General features: G+C 48.2%; 12 protein-coding genes. 3 read left to right on the top strand and 9 right to left on the bottom strand.

The window, feature by feature from the left end; genetic code table 11:
• Nucleotides 1–37 precede the first annotated feature (37 nt).
• On the top strand, nucleotides 38–1,390 hold the full coding sequence (locus DW096_RS08215; RefSeq protein ID WP_369904470.1) for a sulfatase: 1,353 nt from the start codon (nucleotides 38–40) through the stop codon (nucleotides 1,388–1,390).
• Nucleotides 1,391–1,455: 65 nt separating this feature from the next.
• On the opposite strand, the gene DW096_RS08210 is transcribed toward DW096_RS08215, so the two are convergent.
• The 6 genes from DW096_RS08210 to DW096_RS08185 all read right to left on the bottom strand — a co-directional run bounded on the left by DW096_RS08210 (nucleotide 1,456) and on the right by DW096_RS08185 (nucleotide 16,445).
• A complete protein-coding gene (locus DW096_RS08210) occupies nucleotides 1,456–2,406 on the bottom strand; it encodes a tRNA-dihydrouridine synthase family protein (RefSeq protein WP_057281929.1) in 951 nt (316 codons plus the stop codon).
• Between the two features lie 97 nt (nucleotides 2,407–2,503).
• Nucleotides 2,504–5,386, bottom strand: a complete 2,883-nt coding sequence (locus DW096_RS08205; protein ID WP_057281881.1) for a chondroitinase family polysaccharide lyase — start codon at nucleotides 5,384–5,386, stop codon at nucleotides 2,504–2,506.
• A gap of 220 nt (nucleotides 5,387–5,606) precedes the next feature.
• Nucleotides 5,607–7,223, bottom strand: a complete 1,617-nt coding sequence (locus DW096_RS08200; RefSeq protein ID WP_057281930.1) for a RagB/SusD family nutrient uptake outer membrane protein — start codon at nucleotides 7,221–7,223, stop codon at nucleotides 5,607–5,609.
• A 27-nt stretch (nucleotides 7,224–7,250) separates the two neighbouring features.
• Complete coding sequence (locus DW096_RS08195) at nucleotides 7,251–10,433, bottom strand: TonB-dependent receptor (RefSeq protein ID WP_117963696.1); 3,183 nt, start codon at nucleotides 10,431–10,433, stop codon at nucleotides 7,251–7,253.
• A 264-nt stretch (nucleotides 10,434–10,697) separates the two neighbouring features.
• The gene (locus DW096_RS08190; protein WP_118930965.1) at nucleotides 10,698–12,242 is read right to left on the bottom strand and encodes an arylsulfatase; all 1,545 of its coding nucleotides are present in this window, start codon (nucleotides 12,240–12,242) and stop codon (nucleotides 10,698–10,700) included.
• Nucleotides 12,243–12,371: 129 nt separating this feature from the next.
• On the bottom strand, nucleotides 12,372–16,445 hold the full coding sequence (locus tag DW096_RS08185; RefSeq protein ID WP_035447654.1) for a hybrid sensor histidine kinase/response regulator transcription factor: 4,074 nt from the start codon (nucleotides 16,443–16,445) through the stop codon (nucleotides 12,372–12,374).
• Between the two features lie 189 nt (nucleotides 16,446–16,634).
• Between DW096_RS08185 and DW096_RS08180 the strand changes: the two genes are divergently transcribed.
• Nucleotides 16,635–17,717: a phosphotransferase enzyme family protein gene (locus DW096_RS08180; protein ID WP_005826031.1), complete on the top strand. Its 1,083-nt coding sequence runs from the start codon at nucleotides 16,635–16,637 to the stop codon at nucleotides 17,715–17,717.
• Nucleotides 17,708–18,442, top strand: coding sequence for a carbohydrate-binding family 9-like protein (locus tag DW096_RS08175; protein ID WP_005826029.1), 735 nt, complete (start codon nucleotides 17,708–17,710; stop codon nucleotides 18,440–18,442). The genes DW096_RS08180 and DW096_RS08175 overlap by 10 nt, the downstream gene beginning before the upstream one ends.
• A 540-nt stretch (nucleotides 18,443–18,982) precedes the next feature.
• Here DW096_RS08175 and lpxA read toward each other — a convergent pair.
• The 3 genes from lpxA to DW096_RS08155 all read right to left on the bottom strand — a co-directional run bounded on the left by lpxA (nucleotide 18,983) and on the right by DW096_RS08155 (nucleotide 24,674).
• On the bottom strand, nucleotides 18,983–19,750 hold the full coding sequence (gene lpxA, locus DW096_RS08165) for an acyl-ACP--UDP-N-acetylglucosamine O-acyltransferase (RefSeq protein WP_005833833.1): 768 nt from the start codon (nucleotides 19,748–19,750) through the stop codon (nucleotides 18,983–18,985).
• A gap of 99 nt (nucleotides 19,751–19,849) precedes the next feature.
• Nucleotides 19,850–21,235: a TolC family protein gene (locus DW096_RS08160; protein ID WP_057097415.1), complete on the bottom strand. Its 1,386-nt coding sequence runs from the start codon at nucleotides 21,233–21,235 to the stop codon at nucleotides 19,850–19,852.
• 19 nt (nucleotides 21,236–21,254) lie between these two features.
• Nucleotides 21,255–24,674: an efflux RND transporter permease subunit gene (locus tag DW096_RS08155; protein WP_120028725.1), complete on the bottom strand. Its 3,420-nt coding sequence runs from the start codon at nucleotides 24,672–24,674 to the stop codon at nucleotides 21,255–21,257.
• Nucleotides 24,675–24,678: the final 4 nt, after the last annotated feature.

Genomic DNA, 24,678 nt, shown 5'->3' with positions numbered 1-24,678 from the left:
AGAAATCGATTTTTAAATCCGATAAATTTGTACCATGATGAAATTCAAAGACGTACTATTTTGTACCACAGCTTTTGTTCCAGTTTTGTCGGGAGCCAAGGAGTTGCCGAATATTATCTATATTGTGACCGATCAGCAAACGGCTTCTGCTATGAGCTGTGTGGGAAATACGGATGTGCATACCCCGAATATAGACCGTTTGGCGCAGGCGGGTGTCTTGTTTACCAATGCTTATTGCTCTGCTCCCTTGAGCGGTCCTTCTAGGGCATCCATGTTTACGGGACACACATCCCATGAAATAGGTCTTGCGAGAAACAATGTGCCTATGCCCGATTCCTTGCGGGCAACGACCTTGGGAGTTCTGATGCAGCATGCCGGATATGAATGCGCATATGCCGGAAAGTGGCATGTACATACCGCTTCCATACCGGATCGGGAGTTTGGTTTTTCTGTCCTTCATCCGCACACCGACCACGGATTGGCTGAGGCTTCCGTTGCCTTTCTTGAACGGGAACACACCCGGCCCTTCTTTCTTGTAGTTGGCTTCGATAATCCCCACAATATCTGTGAATATGCACGTGGGCAGAATCTGCCATACGGCAATTTGCCTGAACTTTCTCAAGACGAATGGCCTGGATTGCCCTTGAACTTTTCCCGCCATCCTTACGATGCCGATGTGATAACCTATGAACAATCGCTGAACTATTCGACCTATCCCACGCGTCATTATTCCCCGGATGACTGGCGTCGCTATCGCAGTCTTTATTTCCGTTTGGTAGAAAAAGTGGATGCTGAAATCGGAAAGATTGTCGACATCATTGATCGGCGGAATCTATGGAAGAACACGGTAATTATCTTCACGAGCGACCACGGTGACGGTGTGGGAGCACATCAATGGAATCAGAAGTCTGCTCTTTACGAAGAAGTGGTGAACATCCCTCTGATAGTGACTCTACCCGGAAAGAAGAATGCCGGAAAAGAGATGCCGCAGCTCGTCAATGCAGGTGTTGACTTCTTTGCTTCCGTATGCGACTGGGCAGACATTCCTCTGCCCGGAGGTTTGTATGGCGTTTCTTTTAAATCCTTGGTTGAGAGTGCCGACCCAGAACAGGCACACCAACCTTATGTGGTCATAGAAACCACCTTCGACAAAGGTATTACCCGTGGTTGGGCTTTGCGTACTCCGCGTTATAAATATGTGTTGTATGATAAAGGAAACTATCGTGAACAGCTTTATAACATGGAGGACGACCGCGGAGAGATGCGTAACTTGGCTCTTGAAAAGAATTATCGGGAAGTGTTGCAGCAGCATCGCGCCTATTTGGGCGAATGGATGAGACGGCATCGTGTGGCGCAGATACGGCCTGAGGTACATCTAATCCCGGAGTAATGTTCTTTCCATTTTGTAACTGTTTGCATCGCTTGTGAAACTTCGGTAAGCTCAAAATCGGTTTCTCAAAGTTCTGCAAACAGTCGAGCGACGGCTACTTCGTAGTTGCTTAGCTTCGTTGTCTTATGGATGATTTTCTTTGCTTTCCGGTCGGCATTGGGAAGCAGGTATTCCCAAAAACTTTTCATTTTTGTCAGCAGTTGTAGGTCACCACCTTGTAGGCGTTCCTTGTAGGCATTGAACACTTCGTTGTGTAGTAGTCTCACTTTTTTTGCCATTTCATCGGAAGAAAGAGGATGTCCTTGCTGGTACTCCCAGGCCAAAGCAGGGTTGGCGAGCAATCCACGTCCTATGACAACACCAACCAATCGGGGAAAGCGGGCGACTATGCTTTCGATGTCATCTGGCGTGTGTATGTCACCGTTGTACAACAGTGGTTTGTCACATCCCTTGTAGAAGGCTTCAAAGCCATTCCAGTCAACAGTACCTTTATACTGCTGGATGCCTAAGCGCGGATGGAGAGTGACATGTGAAAGTGGCAGTTCGTTCAGTAGAGGGAGCAGGGCGAGGCACTCGTCCGCATGTTCCCATCCCAATCGCAGTTTTACTGAAAAGCGGATTTCCGGGAACTTCTCTACAGCGGTTTTCAGCAGCGCCTCTACCTCCTTGGGGTGGGGCAACATACCTGCTCCGTTGTGCCGCTTGACCAACATGGGAAACGGACAGCCAAGGTTGATGTCGGCTTCCCGATAGCCGTATTCGATGAAAAGGGCCATTATCTGCTCTAATTTATCGGGAGTCGGGGCTATGAGTTGCGGAATGAAGTGCATTTCCCTGTTGTTGTCGGGATGGATTTCGCGTATGTCCTTGCGACGGATTTCGCCGTGTTCCACACGTACAAACGGAGAATAGTAGGTGTTGATACCTCCGAAGATTCGGGCATGTGCCAAGCGGTAGGCCGAATCAGTGTAGCCTTGCAGTGGGGCGAAGTAGATGGGTAATCTGTTTTCGTTCATATCGGCAAAGATACATGTTTTCTTGCGAAACAGCACTTGCTTTGCCGAAATTCTATATTTTCCCCACTGCTTTCTCCGGCTTTTTATCGCTTGCTAACTATTTGTTCAGCAGGATAAATTCTATAGGCTGCCCGTGTCTGCAAGTCACGGTGAGTACTGTTTCTGTTTGTCCTACTTCTACGGTTACGTCCTCCTGCAGTGTTTTACATTTCCATTGACCTTTCAGTATCAACTTCTTCTCAATGGGGCGGCTTGGCTCTTTGGTGGTAAAAGCCTTTTCAGAGATATTCAAATTGGGGTCGCATACGCTGAGCAAGAGGTTGGAACCAGATTGCTTTTGCATTACCATCGTTTCTGCAGGGATGGAAAGGAATAGTTCGTCTTTTTGGGGAAGATAAGTTTCAAAAGCTGCGTATGCAGTGATACCTGTCTGTTTATCGATAACCACATGGGCGATACTGTCTTTGTGGAGTATCTGGTAAGGTGCTTTCCGTCGGGCGGCATCCAGTTCTTTTGGACTGGGCTGTATCAATACCATATATTCGTATCCGGCATTTTGTGGCGCTGCCCCATGATTGATATAGGCAGAAGCAAAAGTTCCTTGTGTCTTGGCACGGGTTTTTTCATGGTGGGAGTCTTGCCGGGCAATCTGTATCTGCACGTTATCTCCATTCACCAGATAGTAATTGTTATATCCATCTTGGATGCAATGACGTTTGCCATCGTTTAATTCTTGGTGGAAAGGCACGTTCTTTAGTTTGCCGTCTACATAGATGTCGCTTTTCCCCTTTTGGAAGGTACTTTGAAAGAGCGTTGTTTCCGTTGGGAAAGAAGCATTGCTATTGCTGATACCCGTACCCAGACATATCATACGGTTATTGAAACAGAACACAGATTTGCGGGCAACGAAATCGGGTGTGAAGTTTTTCAAGTTACGTTCCATCAGCTTCATGGCAAACATACCGTTCTTACCTTCAAGGGAACTGCTGCCGGAGAAGTTCTCTTTGGAATGTGCCATGGTGGTACCGGGCAGAGGACTGTCTAGTAAGTCGAACGGTAAATGTATTGTGGTGGTTCCGGGCAGACGGTTCCAGTCCCATCCGTTTTCATCGAAACCGCTGGCTTTGCGCGACGGATAACCCATGATTTGGACGGAACCATAACTTTGGTAACGTCCGTAACGATTATCTTTCCTATAGATTTCGGATCCCCATACATCGGTAGTATAGCCTTTCAAGGTTACCATCCAGTCGTTTCGGCGGAAAATGCCTGCCGAACCATAATTGTATACAAAAAAGCCTTGCGGAGCTTTTGCGGGGGTAATTCCTTCTTTTCTGAAATAGATGGCTTCGGGAGTATCATTGTTGCAAAGCCGCATATAGTCTGCTGCTAAGTGGTGGTCGAAGGTATTGCTTTCTCCTGATAAATCTCCGGCAAGGGCAAGATAGGCAAAGGCAGCTACGTCATTTTCTTTCATGGAACCTCCGAAAGGGTGTCTTCCGCTGATACCGATACCCCATTCATAGATGTTGCAATAATTGCGCATAGATATGAATGCGGATTTCAGCACCTGGCGTGCTTCCATGGTAGGCACGTACCGGGTATGGCTGGTGAGTGCTATGAACTGCCCTACCATGGCGAGCACTCCGGTGGTATAGGCAGGATAGAATCCTCCGTGGTGGAAGGTTGTTCCGTCTACCTTGATACCGCCAATGGTTCCCGGACTGTATTGCAAGGAACCACTCAGCCATCTGGAGAGTCCGGCAAGGGCCCGTGCTCTTTCCCTTTCGTCCACAAACAAGAGTGCAGATACGGTTTTTGCCATCAGCAGGGTGTGCCAGCTATCCAGTAATTCGTCCCGTCCGTATTGGAAAGGTATCCTTGTTTCTTGTAATGCTGACCAGAAGATAAGTGCTGAGAGAATATTATCCCTATTGGGAGCTTTCCAGATAGCGTCGCGCATCAGCCATGCCGTAGTATATATTTTTCGTACCTGATAACCGTAGTGATGGTTGGTGCCCATGCCACTGCCAAAAGCGAAACCTTGGTTGATAGCGTAGTCCCAAACGAGGAAGTAATTCTTTGCCGATTGGGCAGAATGGTTGTAGTAAGCATCGTATGCAAACCCCGAGAGCATATCTTCCAGATCGTTCCAAGAGAGTTCGCCTTTTCGACGGTTTAGTTCATCGGGTGCTACAACGGGAGCACCGGTGAAACCGTTACTGGATGGACGGATATTGGCCGCCTTGAATGTGCTGTAGGCTTTTGATATTCCTTTTTTAGGTGCTTTTGGGGTGTCGAGTATTGCGGTCAGCCGTGCTTCTACAGTGGCCAGTTCTTGTTTCTCGTCGGTGGTTAACGATTCGCTCAGAGGTAGGTCGTATTGATATTGTTCCCATTGCCAGACGCGGCACCAATGCCACAGGTCGCGATAGGTCAGCGAGTTATTGGTCGGCATCTGCAAATCGGGGGTAGTACGGTCATTGATTTTTTTTACCGGGAAGGTCAGTCGGTCTATAAAGACTCGTCCGGTGCGGTTGGGGGCAATGATACGGTAACCGGCAATTTTCTTATCTTGTTTGTCTCCTTGCATGTGCTTGAAGCTTATCCAGCAGGCGCGCCATCCGGCAGCGTATAGTCGGAATCCGAAGTGATGGGAAACATGTCCGTTGGGAGAGTAAAATTCAAAACGCAGGGAGTCTTGCTGAGGCTTTTCATTGTATATCCACAGAGTGATTCCGTTGTCGCCCTCCAGGGTAAAAACAGATTCGGATGGAATGTCCAATATGCTGTTAGGAGAGAATTTCCACTCCAGGCTCTTGCTTCCTTCTTTATAGTATGATGATGATAACGCCAACTCTTGTTTATCGGAACTTTTGAAGTTACAGGGGATTTCTTCTTCGAAACTTACGAATTGTGCAAAAGCGGATGAACTAAGATAGGTCAAAATAAATAGCAACTGAAAAAACTTTCGTGTCATAACTATCAGGTTAAATAAGGTAATTAATTGATTGTGTTACAAAATTACGGAATATTGTTTTCATAAGATGTGTGGATTGTACAAAACAAGTGGTAAAATCATTCATTAAAATGAGGAGAGTAATCTCTCGATTACCCTCCTCTGCACAAATAAAATTAATTAAGGTCTATTTGATTATTTGTGATATAGAGATAATAAGGTTAGAAGTCTTGCGGTTTTATTACCACCATTTGTTCTGTTTTAGTTTAGTATTCACGGACAGTTCTTTGTTGGGAATGGGATAGAACTGATGTTTTTCTTCTGTTTTGGCTGCTACAGTAGCGGCGAAGTCATATTTGCCACCGGTCTTGTCGGCCTTGGCTTCATTTTCACTCTGTGAGTTCCAGCGTTTGTCGGCTGCTGCCGTACCCAGTGTATTCTGCATTCTTTCCAAGTAAATTCCCCAACGTACCAAATCGAACTTACGTATGGACTCGAAGCAAAGTTCGCGGGCGCGTTCATCACGTAATTCTTGTTGGAACTGGTCGTATGACAAGTTTTTGAGTTCCGGAATGCCGGCGCGCTTGCGTACAAGATTTATTGCTGTATAAGCCAGGTCCGTAGGTTGCTTGTTCACTTCATTTTCGGCTTCGGCCAGCATTAGCAATACGTCGGCATAGCGCAGAATCGGATAATTCTCGGGAGTCCAGTTCTTGTTCTTGTTTTCGGCTGTTTCCCACTCACGGCGGAACTTGCCACAACGGCGCATGGTGATTTCATGGTCTTTCCATTTTACTTGCACATCTTTCGCATTCAAGTAATAAGGTGCCATGGAAAGGTCACGACGTTTGTCTGTACTGTTCTTTTCAAATAAATCCCAAAGGACTAATGTACCTGCATAGAAAGCATAGGTATAACCTTTACCCGTGGCGTTACCATTTCTTTGGGCGTTACCGATGGTATTACCAATACGGCTTTCGGTATAATTATTGTCAAGGCGAGTACCTATAAATTCTACTTCCCAGATGGATTCGTTATATTCAGTGTCATATTTATCTGTTGCCATACACTTCCACATGGCGTACACATCAGGGTTTAAGTCATGTTTCTTGGATTTGTAGACTTCATTGGCATATTGAGCCGCTTTTTTATAATAGGCTTCTCCACCGTCGGAAGGTTTTCCTGCTCTCCATAAGCATACGCGTGCTAGGATGCCATATACAGAAGTTTCTTTCACGTGGGATGGGCTTTTGTCATATTCTTTTTTGTCAACCAAGGGAATGCAATCTTCCATTTCTTTGATAATCCAGTCTAATGCTTCCGCATTGGAGGTGGCAGGCATACTGGCGGCATTGATGTCATCTAAAGATTGTTTGCGGATAGGCACCTCATAGAAAGCCTGTACAAGTAAGAAGTGATAGTAAGCACGGAGGAACTTAGCTTCCCCTTTGATTCTATCTTTGGCGATTTGACTCATTTCTGCCTTGTCTATGTTCTCAAGCAAACCATTGGCGTTTTTAATGCCGGTGTATAGTGCTTCCCAGATATTCCATATTTCTTGAGTGGTGCTGGTATAGTCGTTTGCCCATAGCTTACCGGAAAAGTTGCTGTTGCGCGTATAGTAGCTCAGGTCATCTATATTGGTCATTTCTGTGGAATAGAAATTACCATATAAGTTGGCGGTTGCCATTGGGTAATATACTGCGGCAAGTGCCATGGTACATTCAGACTCGTTTCTATAGAATGTGGTTGGTGAAACGAAATCGTATGGTTCGGTTCCTAAGAAGTCACATGAAGTCATAGAGACTACTCCTATGAGGACAAGGGCTTTTTTGAATATATTATAGAACTTTTTCATCATTGTTTTTGTTTTATACGTTTGTTGTTAGAAAGTAAGGTTCACTCCGATAGATGCGTTGAAAGAGCGTGGATATGCAGACCAGTCGAATCCGGGAGTCAATACCGAATTACGTGTAGATACTTCTGGGTCTGAGCCGGAATAGCCTGTAATGGTAGCGATGTTTTCAGCGGAAACAAATACTCTGGCAGAGCTGATGAATGCTTTTCTCAGCATCTGTGCCGGAAAATTGTAACCTAAAGAGATAGATTTCAGTTTCAAGAACGAACCATCTTCCACATAGAGAGAACTATACTCGTTGGAGCCGAGGGCATTTGCACGGGGCATGTTGCTATACGGGTTTTCGGGAGTCCAACGGTTGGTATAGGATGCAAACATGTTAGTGTTCTTCTTCTTGGCGGGATTTTCAAAGACCATTCGGTTAGCGTTCAGAATATCATTTCCTAAACTCCATTGCAAGAAGATACTGAGGTCCCAATTCTTATAGGTAAAGCTATTGGTGAAACCGCCGGTGCATGTGGGCAGGCCGTTACCGATGGTGGTACGGTCTTTGTCATTGATGATACCGTCGCCTGTATCAGGAATACCGTCGCCATTGGTATCTATCGTAGGCATGTCTTTATATTTGGGGTCACCGGGTTGGCAGCCTTTCACGTAAGAAGCGATACCCTCTTTCAGGGTGTACACTTTCTTGCCTTTGTCGTCCGTAGTGATGTTGAAGTCCGATTCTTTGTAGGTACCTTCATAAATGAAACCATACATCTTGCCGGCCGATTCGCCGATACGGCTGACGTATGCGGGCATGGTTTTGTACTTGTTGTCCCAGCTTACATAACTTGTAATTTCACCTTTTCCTTCCGTCAATGCGGTAATCTTGTTGGAGTTGAATGCTATATTGAAGTTGGAAGTCCATGAGAACTTCTTATTCTTCAGGTTGATAGTTTCCAAAGTAAGCTCGAAACCTTTGTTCTTGAGTTTACCGACATTGAGCGTTGCACTGGAGAAACCGGAACTGCCTGGAACATCAGCTCTGAGTAACAAATCCTTAGTGGTTTTTATATAATAATCGGCAGTCACGTTGATACGTCCGTCGAAGAAACCTAAATCCAGACCGAAGTCTATTTGTTCGGTAGTTTCCCACTTGAGTTGTGAATTGGCTTTATTGGCAATATGGAAACCTGGGGTAAATGAACCATTCCAAGGATATTTATACACGTTGTCGCTTGTAATCAGTTTGGCCATGTAGTCAAAGTCGCCCACACGGTTGTTACCTGTCTGGCCGTAGCTGAGGCGTAGTTTTCCATTAGACAGCCAAGAAGCATTTTCCGATACAAAAGCTTCGCGACCGAAAGCCCATGCCACAGATGCAGAAGGGAAATATCCCCAGCGGTTGTTTTTCGGGAATTTAGAAGAACCGTCGGCACGCATGGTGGCGTTAAGGTAGTATCTTGAATCATAGTTATAGTTGATACGACCGAAATAGGACATCATCTTGCTTTCTCCCTGGTTGCTCTCTATGGTTTGGTTGGTACCTTTATCTAGTCCTGCCATACCGAAAGACTCATTACTGATATGTTCGGTTGCTACGGAGTGGGAGTAATTGCTGTTCTTCTGTAAACTTAAACCTGCCAGTACATTCATGCTGTGAAGTTTTTTATTGAACTGATAGGTCAATGTGTTTTCGTTCAGATAGCTTCTGAATTCATATTGGTACAAATTAGCATTGATACCTTTACTTTGTGTATTGGAAGGGTGAGAATTACCGGTACGGGTATTAGGACCATTAAACTCTTCTTTCTTTATGTCACGGCTCGAATAGCCTGCTGCAACTTTAAACTTCAAGTTCTTGATGATTTCATACTCTGCACTCAAGTTGGCTTGCAATGTGTTGGTAGTGTTCCTGCGATATTCGTTCTTGGCCGACAATACAGGGTTGAAGCGATAGTCTTCTGCCATGTCTATATCGGTATCGTAAATTTCGTCTTTTAAGTCGGCGCCTGACGGAGATACGGGACGGTAAGCCCATACACTGTACATGAATGCGGTAGACATGGCGCTGGTGTTGTTCGAGGGATTGGGCCCGTTCTGTGTTGTACTGGCAAAGTTGGCGTTGGCATCTACCTTCAGTCTCTTGTTGAATTGCTGGCTGAGGTTGACACGTGCCTGGTATCTGTTTAAGTCAGAATTGATGATGACGCCTTCCTGGTCATTGTAAGATACGGAAGTAGAATATTTCAAGTCGCCGGCATTGCCATTCAAAAGCACGTGATGGTTATGGCTCATGGCTGTGCGGTAAATCTCTTTCTGCCAATCGTAGGATTTGAATTTGCGGTAATCCTCCAGTGTATTTCCATCTTTCAGATACATGTTCTTGAAATCCTCTGCACCCATGACTTCTTGTTGGAGTTTCACAAATTCATATCCATCCATCATTTCGGGGGTATTGTTCACCAGTCCTACCGTGAAACTTCCGTTGTAGGAGATGGTCGGTTTTCCAGATTTGCCTTTTTTCGTAGTGATGATAACTACACCATTAGCACCACGCGAACCATAGATGGCGGTGGCGGAAGCATCTTTCAAAACGTCAATGGATTCGATGTCATTCGGGTTTAAAGAACCCATGTTAGAGGTTTCTTGCGGGAAACCGTCGATAACATATAGAGGCGCTGTGCTTTGGGTCAATGAACCGGCACCACGAATCACGATGTTGAAGTTGTCACCCAGTCCGCCGTCCGTCGATGAAACCTGCACACCTGCAATACGTCCTCCTAAAGACTCAGCAACATTGTTTACCGGAGTTTTGACTAATTCCTTGATGTCTGCTTTCGCGATGGAACCTGTCAGGTCTTTGCGGCGGACATCGCCGTAACCCACTGCCACTACCACTACTTCTTGCAGTTGTTGTGAGTCTTCTTTTAAATTGATGGAAAGTTTCTGCTGATTGTTTACCTGAATTTCTTGTGTCTGATAGCCGATGAATGAGATAACCAGAGTTCCTTTGGCTGGTACACCGGACAAAGTGAACTCTCCGTTCATATCGGTGATACTGCCATTGCTTGTACCCTTCACGAGGACTGACGCACCGATGATCGGACCGAAGTCATCATTCACCGTTCCGGAGACGGTCAGTTCCTGTGCATTGGCCTGCGTGGCAAATAGGACAAGTAACATAATACCTAATGCTTTAAAGAAGCTGGATTTTTGTTTCATAAATATTAATTTAATTAGTTAATAATAAAGGTTGTTTCTTCGTCTTGTACTCACTTTGGGGTGAAATCACATCGCAAATGTAGGGGATGGAATATACAAACATATCCGTTAATAGTTCGCAAAAAGTACGAATTCGTACAAAACCCGCGGACGGCAACACTCTTGTACTTTTATCTCCCTCCGTTTCACGGCTCTTTCATTTAAGGGAGTTAGAAGGAGTTATCGCCCTTTAACTCCTTTAAATGAAAGGGCCGTGCCTCCGTTTTAGTCCTTTGCGCCCTTAACCTTTTCCAGCAGGGCGGAGAGCGCTTCTATCTTTTCCGGATGGGCATCTGCCACATTGTCTTTTTCAGACGGATCGACGGAAAGATTGTACAGTTGGGGCTGCGGGGCGTTTCCCATTTCCGTTTGGGTCCAATACTCCAGTGCGGGTTTGTCGCTGGGCTCTATGTATTTCCAGTCTCCCTCGATAATGGAGAGCGTATTGTCCAGATTTTGCTGTACGATATAGTCACATCCGGCGGTGTCGGTTCCCAGAAAGTTGTTGAGCTGGTTGCGGCTGTCGGGAGCGGTGCCTGCTTTCAGTGGATGGTCCAGCAGGGCGGCGAGTGAAGCGTATACATCAATCATGGAGAAGGGGGCTTGTTGTTTGCCGGGCTTGATGCCATTGGGCCAGCGTACAATGAAGGGAATGCGGGTACCGGCATCGAAAGCGCTGTACTTCCCACCGCGGTAGTGCTTCATGGGAGTATGGCCGTTCAGCAGTTCGCGTGCCTGGTCCTGATAGCCGTCGTCTATGACGGGACCGTTGTCACTGCAGAATACAAAAATGGTGTTGTCGGCAATGCCGAGGCTGTCCAAAGTGTGCATGATTTCACCCACGGTCCAGTCCAGCTGGAGGATGACGTCGCCACGTACGCCCAAACCACTCTTGCCGGCGAAACGCGGATGTGGCACGCGGGGAACATGTACATCTTGCGTACCCATATAAAGGAAGAAAGGTTCGTCTTTATGGGCTGTGATGAAGTTCTTGGCTTTGTCTGTAATCACGTCGGCAATGTCTTCGTCTGTCCAAAGGGCGGATTTGCCGCCGGTCATCCAGCCGATGCGGGGGATGCCGTTGATGATGGTGTTATTGTGCCCCTGGCTGGGTTTCATCTTGACGAGTTCGGGGTTTTCGAGACCGGTGGGCCAGTCACCGACCTTGTGGTCGTAGCTCACAGTGATAGGGTCGTTGGGGTCGAGGCCTACTACATGTCCGTTCTCTACAAAGACGCAGGGAACGCGGTCGACGGTAGCGGGGATGATGTATTCATAGTCAAAGCCGATGTCTTGGGTGTTCGGTTTGATGGAGTGGTTGAAGTCTGTACCGCCTTTAGGGCCCAGGCCGAGGTGCCACTTGCCCACTGCTGCAGTGGCGTAGCCTTCTTCCTTGAACATATCGGCCATAGTGACGCAGGCGGTATCGATGATGAGTTCGGAATTGCCCGGAGCGATGCCGGTATTCTTCTGTCGCCAGGGATACATGCCCGTCAGCAGGCCGAAACGGGAAGGAGTGCTGGTGGAAGAAGTGGCATAAGCGTTGGTAAACTGCATGCCTTGTCCGGCAAGGCGGTCAATGTTGGGAGTGCTTACTTTGGTGGCACCGTAACAGCTCAGGTCGCCGATACCCAGGTCATCAGCAATCAGATATACTACATTGGGCTTCTGCGGCGAGTGCTCCGAAGTCTTGTCTTTAGGTTGGCTTCCGCATCCCGCTATCAGGGCTGCACCGGGAATCAGAGACCACAAGGGGGAAAAATGCTTCATAGTTCTTTGACTTTAGATTGTAATTCTGAGGTCAAAGGTAAGAGGTTTTATGGAATCGGGTGTATAAGGAAGTACAAGGGAAGGGAGAAAAAGTACAAACCGTATCATGCGATGGCTTGATGTACAATATTAAGATGTCTCTTCACTGTCTTCCGTACTTTCCTCTCCTCCATTCTCTCCTTTGCGGTAGGCCAGTGGGCTGACATGGTAAATGTCCTTGAAGCATTTGGAGAAATAGCGTGAAGAACTGAAACCGATCCGGTCCGCAATTTCAGTGATATTCAGCTCCGGATTGTTGCGCAGCATCAGGGCACCCTTCTTCAGGCGGATAGTCAGGATAAAGTCGTTCGGAGTTTGCCCGGTGATAGCCTTCAGCTTGGTGAACAGATTGGTGCGTGCCATTGCCATTTCACGGGCAAAGACGTTGACGTTGAATTCCGTATCGTCCAGATGTTGCTCGATGACTGCCATGGCACGGTCCAGAATCTCCTTGTCTATGGGGTTGGTGGCAAGCATCTGTACAAAGGCTTGCGGCTGCTTGCTGAACTTTTCCTGCAGAAGGATGCGCGAGTTCACGAGGTTGTTGCAGCGCGAAATCAATAGATTGGTGTTGAACGGCTTGGTGATATAGTCATCCGCACCGATGCGCAGTCCCTCGATATTCTGTTCGATGGCAGTACGTGCCGTGAGCAGTACCACGGGAATATGGCAGGTGTTGAAGTCGCTCTTTATCTGTTTGCACAGTTCCGTTCCCGACATGTTGGGCATCACCACGTCGCTGACTACGATATTGGGCATTTCGCTGCGCACCAGTGCAAGTCCTTCCGCTCCGTCGGCCGCAGTCAGCACTTCGTAGAAGGGCTTGAAGATACCTGCCAGCATGTCGCGGATGGAGTCGTTGTCTTCCACTATCAGGATTTTTGCATCCGGGAGTCGTTTGATGGGAGCACTCTCTTCCAGCTCCGCCTTGAGCAGGGCATCGTTTTCCGGTTTGGGAATTTCTATTTGTTGCACACTGTCTGCATTCTTATTTATTTGCTCTTCGTCAAACTGTGCGTTCCCCAATTGCAGGTTTACGATGAAGCTGCTACCTTTGCCCAGTTCGCTTTCCACACGGATGGTGCCGTGATGGAGCTCCACGATACCCTTCGTCAATGCCAGGCCGATACCCGTACCCGTCTTGCTTGCATCTGTAGAGTCCATTTGGTCTATCTGGTAGAAGCGGTCGAATATCTTGTCCACTTCCCGGGCATCTATGCCGCTGCCGGTATCGGTCACGCGGATGACGGCATTGCTGCCTTCGGTCTTGATGCTGAGGGTGATGCTGTCTTCCGCCTTGGTATGCTTGACGGCGTTGGACAGCAGGTTGTTTATCACTTTCTGCATCTGTTTTTGGTCATACCATACTTCGAGGCTGTCTGTTTCCTTCTCGAAGTAGAGGCTGATTTGTTTGGCGCTGGCATATTCCAGGAAAAGCAGATAGTTTTCGTATAGGAAGTTCACGATGTTGTGTGGACTTACCTTTATCTTCATGTGCCCTTGTTCCTGCTTGCGGAAGTCGAGCAGCTCGGTGATGAGTTCCCGTAGCTGTATGCTGTTCTTGTAGATGCCCAGTACCTTGTTATATATGGCAGGCGTGAAGTTCTGGAGTTGCATCAGCGTTTCCACTTGGGCCACGATGAGTGTCAGCGGGGTGCGGAATTCATGGGAAATGTTGGTGAAGAAACGTAGCTTTGACTGGTTCAGGGCCTCTACGTCACGAATGTGCTTCTGTTCGTACTTCAGTGATTCACGCAACTTGATTCTGGACTTGTAGGTACGCACCAGATACCAGAGCAGGATTCCCGTCACTATCAGGTAGATAAGATAGGCAAGGGGAGTCTTGTAGTAGGGAGGCAACACGTGTATGGTAAGGTGGACTTGCGGACAAAGGCTCTCGTCTTTTCCGTTGGGCTTTATAATCAAGTTATAGGTTCCGGCGTTCAGGTTGGTATAGGTGATGTTGTGCAGTCCACGGGCACTGTTCCAGTCGTTGGAGAAGCCTTCCAGCTTATAGATGATGTCGTCTTTGTTGGCGGCTACATAGTTTGAAGTGGCGAACTCTATGCTGAACATGGACTGGTCAGCGTTGAGCGTAATCTCGGGGGTGCAGTACAAGGCTTGCTGCAGGATACCGGTCTCATCTCCCACTTGTATTTCCGTTCCGTTCACAATGAGGCGGGAGAGGATGATTTTGTAGGGTTTTGGTGTGAAGTTCAACTCCATTTCGTGGAAAGAAATCATTCCCTGCGTGCCTCCCAGGAATATTTCTCCGTCACGGGTCACGCAAAGGGCATTCTCATTGACGGCAGTCATTGGGAAACCGTTTTCGGCACTGTAGTTCAGGAATGCCTTTTGCCGGTAGTCGAAGATGGAGAAGCCTTCGTTGGTGATGAGCAGCAGTTTGCCGCTGGTGGGGGATTCCTGCGTCTCGTAGATGCAGTCGCTGGAAAGGCCGTTCTTCGCTTGGTCAAAGTTCTCGAAGTCGTTGCTGGCAGGGCGGTATAAGTCCAGTCCGCTGCCCGAAGTGGCGAACCACAGATTGCCTTTGCTGTCTTGGGTAATGTTGTTTACATTGTTGTTGCTGATGCTGTGTGGGTCGGCAGTATCATGGCGGTAGTTGGTCAGTTTGCCGGTATCGAAACGGTAGCTGAACACACCTTCGCCCGTGGCTGCAATCCAGAGCGTACCGTTGCTGTCGAAAGTGACATCTGCCACCATCTTGATTTTTTTGCCTTCTTTGCTGTCCTGGAACAGTTGTTGGCATTTCCCGTTGGCAGGGTCGAAGAGGCAGATTCCGTTTTGGGTGGCTATCACCAGGTGGTCTTGGTAAGGCGCGATATCGCGGATGATGTCGGAAGGCAAGGTCTCCGGATTACCTGCTTCCATGCGGTAGTGTGTGAATCGCCCCGAGCGTATGTCCAGTCTGTTCAGTCCGCCCAGATGGGTTCCTATCCAGATGATGTCTTTGGAGGCATCATAATAGAGAGCCTTGATGTTGTTATGGGAAATACTGTTGGGACCGATTTCCGGGCGGAACCATTTGAACTCACGGGTACGGCGGTTGTAATAGTTCAGTCCGCCCCCTTCGGTGCCAATCCACAGATTGCCGTCCTTGTCTTCGATGGTGCGGCCTACAACCGGATTGCTCAGCCCCTTCTTTTCGATGGGCGAATACATATAGCGGCTGTATATCTCGTACTCGGGGTTGAAGTAGTTGACGCCGCCAAAGTAGGTCCCCAGCCACAGCGTTCCTTGGTTGTCCTTTACGATGCACCAGATGGAAGAGTGTGTCAGTCCGTCGCTCTGGGCATCACTGGCAGTGTGGTTCTGGAAGAGTCCCGTACTTTTGTCATACCGGTTCAATCCGTTGAATGTCCCAATCCAGATGTTTCCCAGATTGTCTTCACAGCAGGCTCGCACGAAGTTGGAAGAGATGCTGTAAGGGTTCTTTGCGTCGTATTCAAAGATTTCGATGGTTCCGTCGGTCTTTACATGGTGCAGCCCTTCTTCCCAGCTGCCAATCCATAACTCGCCTTCGCTGTCTTGGTATATGCTGGTGATGTTGCCTTTCAGGATGGGGTGGGTCAGCTCGTTCTTGTCCAGTTGCAGGCGGTATGCTCCGTCGGTGGTCGTTCCAATCCACATTTGTCCTTTGTCCAGATGCATACAGCAGATTTCCAGACTTTTTCCGGGAAGCTGGTAATAGAGGTCAAAGTTCCCGGTCTGCTCGTTATAGCGGTAGATTTCATTCTGTTTTCCGATGAAAAGGGCCTCTTTGTAATATATGCTGTGTACATTTCCTTGCAGCAGGGTGGTGAATCTTTGGGTGGCAAGATTGAACTCGGCTACTCCTTCCGTACAGAGCAGGTAGATTTTTCCGTTACGGTTGCCGGCCATGCGCAGCACGGTGTTGCAGAAAAGGCTGTAAGGGTCGTTCTTCTGCAGCTTGTAAGTTTGTATGTCTTCTCCGTCATAACGGTTCAAGCCTTCTCGGGTTCCAATCCATAAGACACCGTTTTCATCGATGTAAAGGCTGTTCACGGAGAATTGTGACAGACCGTCGTCGGTTGTCAGATGGTTGAAGGTGATGTTCTGCGCCTGCAGGGTTGCAGCAATCATGCTTACTGAAACAAGAAGCAGCCGGATGATAAACGTTCGCACTTTTCGGGTAGTTTTTAAGGTTTCAGTTACAAATATAGGTATATTTTGTACAAGACTTCTTATTTATTAGGCAGTTTTTGCGGCTATGTTTGGATAAATGTATAATTTTGGAAGCGCGCCGAACGATACTTGTCTTTTGATAGATGGCAATCGGCGTATCTTTGTAAACAAATTAATTCATTTATTATCATGAAAGACCTTTTATCTATTGTATCTCATTTTCAAATGCAGGGTACGGTTCGTGAAATCAAGCCTTTAGGCTCAGGCCTGATTAACGATACGTACAAAGTGACCACCGTTGAGGCCGATGCGCCGGACTATGTTCTGCAACGTATCAATCATGCCATTTTCCAGAATGTAGAGATGTTACAGTCTAATATCGAGGCTGTGACCGGGCATATCCGTAAGAAGCTGGAAGAGAAAGGAGAGGCCGATGTCGAGCGTAAAGTGCTTCATTTCATCCCCACGGCCGAAGGGAAAACCTATTGGTATGACGGTGAGAACTACTGGCGTATCATGACTTTTATTCCCCGTGCCAAGACTTACGAGACGGTGAACCCCGAATATTCCTATTATGCGGGAACTGCCTTCGGTAATTTCCAGGCTATGCTTGCCGACATTCCAGATACATTGGGCGAGACAATTCCCGATTTCCACAACATGGAGTTCCGCCTGAAGCAACTCCGTGACGCTGTGGCTGCCGATGCTGCGGGACGTGTGCAGGAGGTGCGGTATTTTCTGGATGAGATAGAAAAACGCGCTGATGAAATGTGTAAGGCAGAACGTCTGTACCGTGAAGGCAAACTGCCCAAACGGGTATGCCACTGTGATACGAAAGTAAACAACATGATGTTCGACGAAGACGGTACGGTGCTTTGTGTCATTGACCTGGATACGGTGATGCCCAGCTTCATCTTCTCCGATTATGGCGATTTCCTTCGCTCAGGTGCCAACACGGGGTTGGAAGACGACAAGAATCTGGATAATGTGAACTTCAATATGGAAATATTCCAGGCATTTACCAAGGGTTATCTGGAATCGGGCAAATCCTTCTTGTTGCCGATAGAGATTGAGAATCTGCCTTATGCGGCTGCCTTGTTCCCATACATGCAGTGCGTACGCTTCCTGGCAGATTATATCAACGGTGATACTTATTATAAAATCCTGTATCCGGAGCACAATCTTGTGCGTACCAAGGCTCAGTTCAAACTGTTGCAGAGCGTGGAGGAGCATACACCGGAGATGAAAAAATTCATTGACTCATGTATCTGAAAAAGTTTTTAATGACGATAGCGGCAGCTCTTTGCATGTTGCCGCTATCTGCAATTAATCCCCAAAATAGTAAAATGAAAGAATTGAATGTAAAGAAAGTAAGTGCGGCCAATATACCGGTAGAGTCGGTTCCGGCTCTTCTGGATGAAGAGAAGGTGGCGTTTCAGCCCGTAAACACAGTGAATTGGGCTGCTTTTCCTTATACTCCCGATGTGGAATTCCGCATAGCGCATACGGAAGATGCCATTCTGCTGCATTTCAAGGTAAGGGAAGCGAGTGTACGCGCAGTTGCAGGCCACGATAACGGTCCGGTTTGGGAAGATGCGTGTGTAGAGTTCTTCTCTGTGCCTGCCGATGACGGAGTGTACTACAATATGGAGTGTAATTGTGCCGGGACTCTGCTTATTGGGGCAGGTGCCGGACGTGGAAACCGCCAGCATGCCCCGCAAGAGGTGCTCGATAAAGTACAGCGTTGGGCTTCTTTGGGACGTGAGGCTTTCGACGAAAGAGTAGGTGAGTGTGCCTGGGAAGTGGCCCTGGTCATCCCTTATTCCGCTTTCTTCCTGCATGACATCACTTCGTTGGATGGAAAGACGCTCCGTGCCAATTTTTATAAATGCGGTGACAAGCTCCAGACTCCCCATTTCCTTTCCTGGAATCCGATAGGTCTGGAGAAGCCGAACTTCCATTGCCCGGAGTTCTTCGGTACCCTGCATTTCGAGTAGTAGTAGAACAAAAAATTACTCAACCTGCCCTCACCACTATCACCGCTTTTCTGAAACTCCCTATTCATCGCCCTTTCAAGGGTGAGTGAGAGCAAATAAAAAGGGTGAGGGCAAATTTTACCCTCACCCTTCCGAGCGTACCCGGTTGCTTCCTGCTTCTTTCCCCGTCTTTTATAGGACAAGACAGACCATTGTCTACAGAAACAGTATAATAAATACCCTTTATATACTTAATCCGTTAGTTCACAACACTGAACAGTTTGTTCCAGCATTAGAGAACACTTTGTTTTCATATAATGGAACGAACTGTTTTGTTAAGGGAAACAAAGCGTTCTCTATAAGGAAACAAAATGTTTAGTTAAAGGAAACAGTTTGTTTTACTTAGCATACTGCCTGGAATGAATGTGCATCAAAAAATAGTAAAAGATAATGCAGGAACTATTGTAGAGGAATATAGAAAAGGGCACGAACTACGCAGACTTACAGAAAAGAATTTATTCATCCGTATTGTCTGCGTGATTCGTGCCCGAAGAAGGGTGTTTACTTCACGATTCCTTTGGAATTCTTGATGAAGTTGATGATATTGTGTATCTCGTCACTCATCGGTACTTGGTCTTCAATCTTCTGCAAGGCATCCTGCACGCTGAAGTTTCCCTGGTATACCAGACGGTAGGCATTTACGATATGGCGCAATACACGTTCGGTCACCTGGTGTTTGTGTTGAAGCACAGCAGCGTTGATACCGTGGTATTCTGCCGGATTACCGTTCATGATGATATAGGGCGGCACATCCTTTGATATGCGGCAGCCTGCCTGAATCAGTACCCAACTTCCAATGTGGCAGTATTGGTGCAGAATGACGTTGCTGCTCAGAATGGTGCAGTCGTCTATCTGACATTCTCCGGCTACGGTAGTCTTGATACCCAGTACACAATGGTTGCCTATCTGCACGTCGTGGCAGAGGTGTACACCATCCATCAGGTAGTTTTCATTGCCGATGCGGGTGGCGCTTCCTGCATGGGTAGCACGGCTGACAACCACGTTCTCGCGGATGTCGTTATTATCACCGATAATCAGCATGCTGTTCTCTCCCGTATAATGGAAGTCTTGCGGTTCGGCACCCAGAACGGCATTGTGATGCACCTTGTTCCCTTTTCCCATGCGGGTACCGTGCAGAATTTTTGCCCCCGACATAATAATACAGTCATCACCGATTTCCACGTTCCCTTCGATAAATGCAAAGGGCTGGATGGTTACATTCTTGCCGATTTTTGCGGCAGAATCTACATAAGCTAACGGACTTATCATAGTAATTAGCGATTAATGATTAATGATTAGTGATAAATGGTTAGTGATTAGGATTTACTATTTCATTAATCGCTAATCACTAATCACTTATCGCTCATTTTATTCTCTTCCTCCTCCAAGCGCTTGATACAGACTGATGACTGCCTGCATGCTGCTGAAGGTGTCGGATACTTCTGCAAGCTGTGCGCTGAGGTAAGACTGCTCGGCAGACAAGACTTCCAGATAGGTCGACGTGCCTAAGTTAAACAATTCTTTTGTATCTGAGGCAGCTTGGCGGGCAGAATTTACTTGAATAGTGCGTGAAACGGCTTTGTCCTTCTCCATTTGATACAGGTGCAGGGCGTTGCTCACTTCATTTCCGGCATTCAGCAGGGCGGTTTGGAACTGAATCTTAGCCTGCTCCTCTTGTGCCTTGGCTTGTTTCAGACGGGCAATGTTGGCACCGCGATAGAACAAGGGTTGCGTCAGCGAACCGATGGCGGAAGCCAGCAGTTTACCCGGGTTGACGATACCTGCACCGGAGTTATTGGTCCAGCCTCCCGAACCGCTCAATGTAATCTGCGGGTAGAAAGCGGCACGGGCGCTGTTGGTATTATAGTAGCTGGCAGCCAGTGACATCTCGGCAGCTTTCACGTCCGGACGGTTGGATAGCAACTGCAAGGGGATACCTACTGAAAATTCCGTAGGCAGCTGTTGCTCTTCCAGCACACCGCGTGCGATGCTCTGTGCCGGTTGGTGCAACATCAGGCAGAGGGCGTTTTCGGTTTCGCGTATGCTCTGGCGTATGTCGGGCAGTGATGCCATGACTTGAGCGTAGGCAGTGCGGCTCTGCTCTACGGCAGCAGAAGTGGTTCCGTAGATGCCTGCATCTTTCATGGCTTGCACGGTCTCCAGGTTCTTTTTCAGAATCTCGACGGTGCCTTCGGTGATTTGCAGTTGGCGGTCCAGCATCAGCAGGGTGTAGTACATGTTGGCTACGCCGGCGATGACTTGCGTCTGAACGGCTTGTTCGTAGAATTGCGTCTGCTTCAAGCTAACCTTTGCTTGTCGCTTCGGGTTCAGCAGTTGACCGAAGAGGTCGACTTGCCAGCTTGCGGTGACGGGCAGGGAGTAGATTTGTGTAGCCTTTCCCTTGTCCCAGCTGCTGACGGTTCCTTGCGGAGACAAGGCAAGCATCGGAGCATAGGCAAGACGGGCAGACATCAGTGCGGCTTGTGCTTGTTTCACGTTCAAGGCGGCACTGCGCAGGTCACCGTTGTTGGTGAGTGCTTGCTCGATAAGTGTCTGCAGCTGCGGGTCTGTGAACACTTCTCTCCAAGGCAGATTACCGAAGTTGGCCGTATCTGCGGCTAATGTATCGTTCACGGACGCCGTGTCGCGATACAGTCCGGCAGTTGTTATGTCTTCGGGTCTGTCGTATGATTTGTAGATGTGGCAACTGCTCAATAAAGCAGTTGCGCACATCAGGCATATTATTTTCTTCATAATCGCTAATCGTTAATCACTATTTTGTATATTGTTCAATCTCCGGTTCTGCATCCGAGTTGTCCACATCTTCCCATTCCATCGGCTTGAATTTCTCCTGCAAGTACTGGAATGCCACGAACAGTGCGGGCACTATGAAGATTTGCAGAATCATACCGATTAACATACCGCCGATGGCAGACGTACCCAGCGTACGGTTACCGTTGGCACCCGCACCGGAAGCAAACATCAGCGGGAGCAGACCGACAATCATTGCCAACGACGTCATCAAGATAGGACGCAGACGGGCTGCGGCACCCAATACGGCTGCCCAGGTGATACTCATACCCATTCTGCGGCGTTCGAGGGCAAACTCTACAATCAAGATGGCATTCTTGGCCAACAGACCCATCAACATGATGAGGGCAATCTGCATATAGATGTCATTGGACATCGTACCCAGAATCATTTTCAGTGCCGGGATGCTGCCCAATGCGCCTATACCGCCTACAAAGAGGAAGCTACCCAGCAGACCGAACGGCACGGACAGCAATACGGATAAAGGCAGGATGTAGCTTTCGTACTGGGCACTCAGCAACAGATAAACGAATACGAAGCACAATATGAAGATGAGTCCCGTAGTGCTGCCACTCGTTTCGGCCTCTTCACGCGCCATACCTCCCAACTCATAACCGAAACCGGCAGGCAGGTTTTCCTGCGCCACTTCGGCAATGGCTTGCAGAGCCTGACCGGAAGTGTAGCCTGATGCGGGAGCCACCATCACCTTCATGGAGGTGTAGAGGTTGAAACGGCTGATGACGTCAGGACCATATACTTTCTTGATGGAGATGAACTGCGTGATAGGTGCCATCTCGTTGCCGTTGCGCACCTTGATGCTTTGCAGTGTTTCCATATTCTTGGTAGCATCAGGTTCGGCTTGTACCATTACGCGGTACATCTTACCGAAGCTGTTGAAGTTGGAAGCATACAAACCACCGTAATATCCCTGCAAGGTAGTCAAGATATCATTGGGGCTGATGCCTGCTTTCTTACAAGCGGCAGCATCAATGTCCAGCTGGTATTGCGGGAAGTGGGGGTTGAAGGAGGTCTTGGCGGAGTTGATTTCCGGACGCGCTTCCAGGGCAGCAGTATAGTTGTTCACCACGTCGAAGAAGTGGTCCAAATCACCACCCGTCTTGTCCTGCATGTTCAACTCGATGTCGCTTGAAGCCGAGTAACCCGGAATCATAGGCGGCGCGAAGAACAATACCTGCGCTTCCTTGATAATCTTTTGGGCGCGCATGTACAAAGTGGCGTACACAATCGTGGAGTTCTGCATCGTGGAACGTTCTTCCCAGTTCTTCAGCTTGATGATGAGTGAACCGTAGGAGGGGCCTTGACCGCCCAAGAAGCTATAACCTGAGATAACGGTACGTGACTGTACGGCAGGGTCTGCAGCAACCAAGCTGTCCACACGGTTCAAAATCTCTTGTGCGCGTTCTTGTGAAGTGCCCGGAGGCAGTGTCACAGCGCCCATGATGGTACCGGTGTCTTCGTTGGGCACCATACCGGTCGGGGTTATCTGCATGAATACGCCCAACAGTACAATAGAGCCGATAACCAGTCCTGCCGATATCCAGCGTTTCTGGATGAAGAACAGCACTTGTTTCTTATACTTGCCCAAGATACCGTTGTATGAGTCATTGAAGGATTGTTTGAACTTGTCGGTAGTCATACCTGCCAACGCCAGCACACTGATGATAATCATCAAGCTACACAGAATGGGGTGTTCGCTGAAGCTGAACAGACCGAAAATCATGCCCAGGATAGCTACCGTCACGAAGAGCAGTGTAATGCCGGGACGCATCAACCGGCCTATAGAGTCGGCATAACGTGCAATCATAATCTTGCGGGCTTCCTTGGCGGCAACGCCTACACGCTCTTTCAGACTTTCGTGTCCGCCGTTGTGAGGTTTCAGGAAGATGGCACACAGCGCAGGACTCAGGGTCAGGGCGTTCAGAGCCGAGAAACCGATGGCAATCGCCATGGTCAAACCGAACTGACGGTAGAAAGTACCTGCCGTACCTCCCATGAAGCTCACGGGAACGAATACGGACATCATCACCAACGTAATGGAGACGATGGCACCACCCAGTTCACTCATGGCGTCGATGGAAGCTGTACGGGCCGATTTGTAGCCCTGGTCCAGCTTGGCATGGACGCCCTCGACGACGACGATGGCATCATCGACCACAATCGCAATGGCAAGCACCATGGCCGAAAGGGTCAGCAAGTTGATACTGAAGCCAATCAGTTTCAATACGAAGAAGGTGGCAATCAACGCCACGGGAATGGCGATGGCGGGAATCAACGTGGAGCGCATATCCTGCAGGAAGATATACACTACGATGAACACCAGGATAAAGGCCTCGATCAATGTCTTGATTACCTCATGTATGGAAGCGAAGAGGAAGTCGTTGGCACTCTGTGCAATGTTTATCTTTAAGCCGGTGGGCAGTTTGCTGGAATAGTCGTCCAGTAGGGCCTCGATATCCGAGATGGTCTGCGTGGCATTACTGCCTGCCATCTGGAAAATGATACAACTCACGGCTTTATGTCCGTTTACCATATTGTTGAATCCGTATGACAGACGGCCCAGTTCCACATTTGCTACATCCTTCAGACGGAGTATTTCACCGTTCTCCAAGGCCTTGATGACAATGTTCTCGAACTCCGTAGTCTGTTGCAGACGTCCTTTGTAGCGCAGGGTATACTGGTAGGTTTGGTTACCGCGCTCACCCAACTGGCCGGGAGCCGCTTCGATGTTCTGTTCGCTCAAGGCGGCAACCACATCGTTGGGGATAAGTTTGTATTGGGCCATTACATCAGGTTTCAGCCAGATACGCATGGAGTAGTCTTGTCCCAATACCATGGCATCGCCCACACCGTTGACACGTTTCACCTCAGGGATAAGGTTGATGTTGGCGTAGTTTTCCAGGAACTCGATGTTGTACTGGTCTTTTTCATCATAGATGGAGAATACCATCAACATGGAAGTCTGGCGTTTACGGGTGGTTACACCGATTTTGGTAACTTCGGCAGGCAGCAAGCCTTGCGCCATGGAAACGCGGTTCTGTACGTTCACCGCTGCCATATCGGGGTCGGTACCTTGCTTGAAGTAGATGGAGATGTCGCCCGAACCGCTGTTGGTGGCGCTCGAACTCATATACATCATATTTTCCACACCGTTAATCTGGTCCTCCAGCGGAGCGATAACGGAGTTAAGCACCGTTTGGGCATTGGCACCTTGGTAAGTCGCACTTACCGATACGGTGGGAGGTGCAATGTCCGGGTATTGGGTGATAGGCAAGGTAGCCAGACCAATAACTCCTAAGATTACTATCAGGATGGAAATTACCGTTGATAGTACCGGACGGTTAATAAATCTATCTAATTTCATTTCA

Source organism: Bacteroides sp. AM07-18 (assembly GCF_003602695.1).
Taxonomy (GTDB): Bacteria; Bacteroidota; Bacteroidia; order Bacteroidales; family Bacteroidaceae; genus Bacteroides; species Bacteroides uniformis.
Note: the sequence above shows the minus strand (reverse complement) of the source record. Positions and strands in the feature narration are given on the sequence as shown.

What these genes read in the sequence shown, in the direction of transcription:
- lpxA (WP_005833833.1), bottom strand. Translation starts at nt 19,750, where the DNA reads ATGATAAGTCCGTTAGCTTATGTAGATTCTGCCGCAAAAATCGGCAAG.
- DW096_RS08200 (WP_057281930.1), bottom strand. Translation starts at nt 7,223, where the DNA reads ATGAAAAAGTTCTATAATATATTCAAAAAAGCCCTTGTCCTCATAGGA.
- DW096_RS08195 (WP_117963696.1), bottom strand. Translation starts at nt 10,433, where the DNA reads ATGAAACAAAAATCCAGCTTCTTTAAAGCATTAGGTATTATGTTACTT.
- DW096_RS08180 (WP_005826031.1), top strand. Translation starts at nt 16,635, where the DNA reads ATGAAAGACCTTTTATCTATTGTATCTCATTTTCAAATGCAGGGTACG.
- DW096_RS08215 (WP_369904470.1), top strand. Translation starts at nt 38, where the DNA reads ATGAAATTCAAAGACGTACTATTTTGTACCACAGCTTTTGTTCCAGTT.
- DW096_RS08155 (WP_120028725.1), bottom strand. Translation starts at nt 24,674, where the DNA reads ATGAAATTAGATAGATTTATTAACCGTCCGGTACTATCAACGGTAATT.
- DW096_RS08160 (WP_057097415.1), bottom strand. Translation starts at nt 21,235, where the DNA reads ATGAAGAAAATAATATGCCTGATGTGCGCAACTGCTTTATTGAGCAGT.
- DW096_RS08175 (WP_005826029.1), top strand. Translation starts at nt 17,708, where the DNA reads ATGTATCTGAAAAAGTTTTTAATGACGATAGCGGCAGCTCTTTGCATG.
- DW096_RS08205 (WP_057281881.1), bottom strand. Translation starts at nt 5,386, where the DNA reads ATGACACGAAAGTTTTTTCAGTTGCTATTTATTTTGACCTATCTTAGT.
- DW096_RS08190 (WP_118930965.1), bottom strand. Translation starts at nt 12,242, where the DNA reads ATGAAGCATTTTTCCCCCTTGTGGTCTCTGATTCCCGGTGCAGCCCTG.
- DW096_RS08210 (WP_057281929.1), bottom strand. Translation starts at nt 2,406, where the DNA reads ATGAACGAAAACAGATTACCCATCTACTTCGCCCCACTGCAAGGCTAC.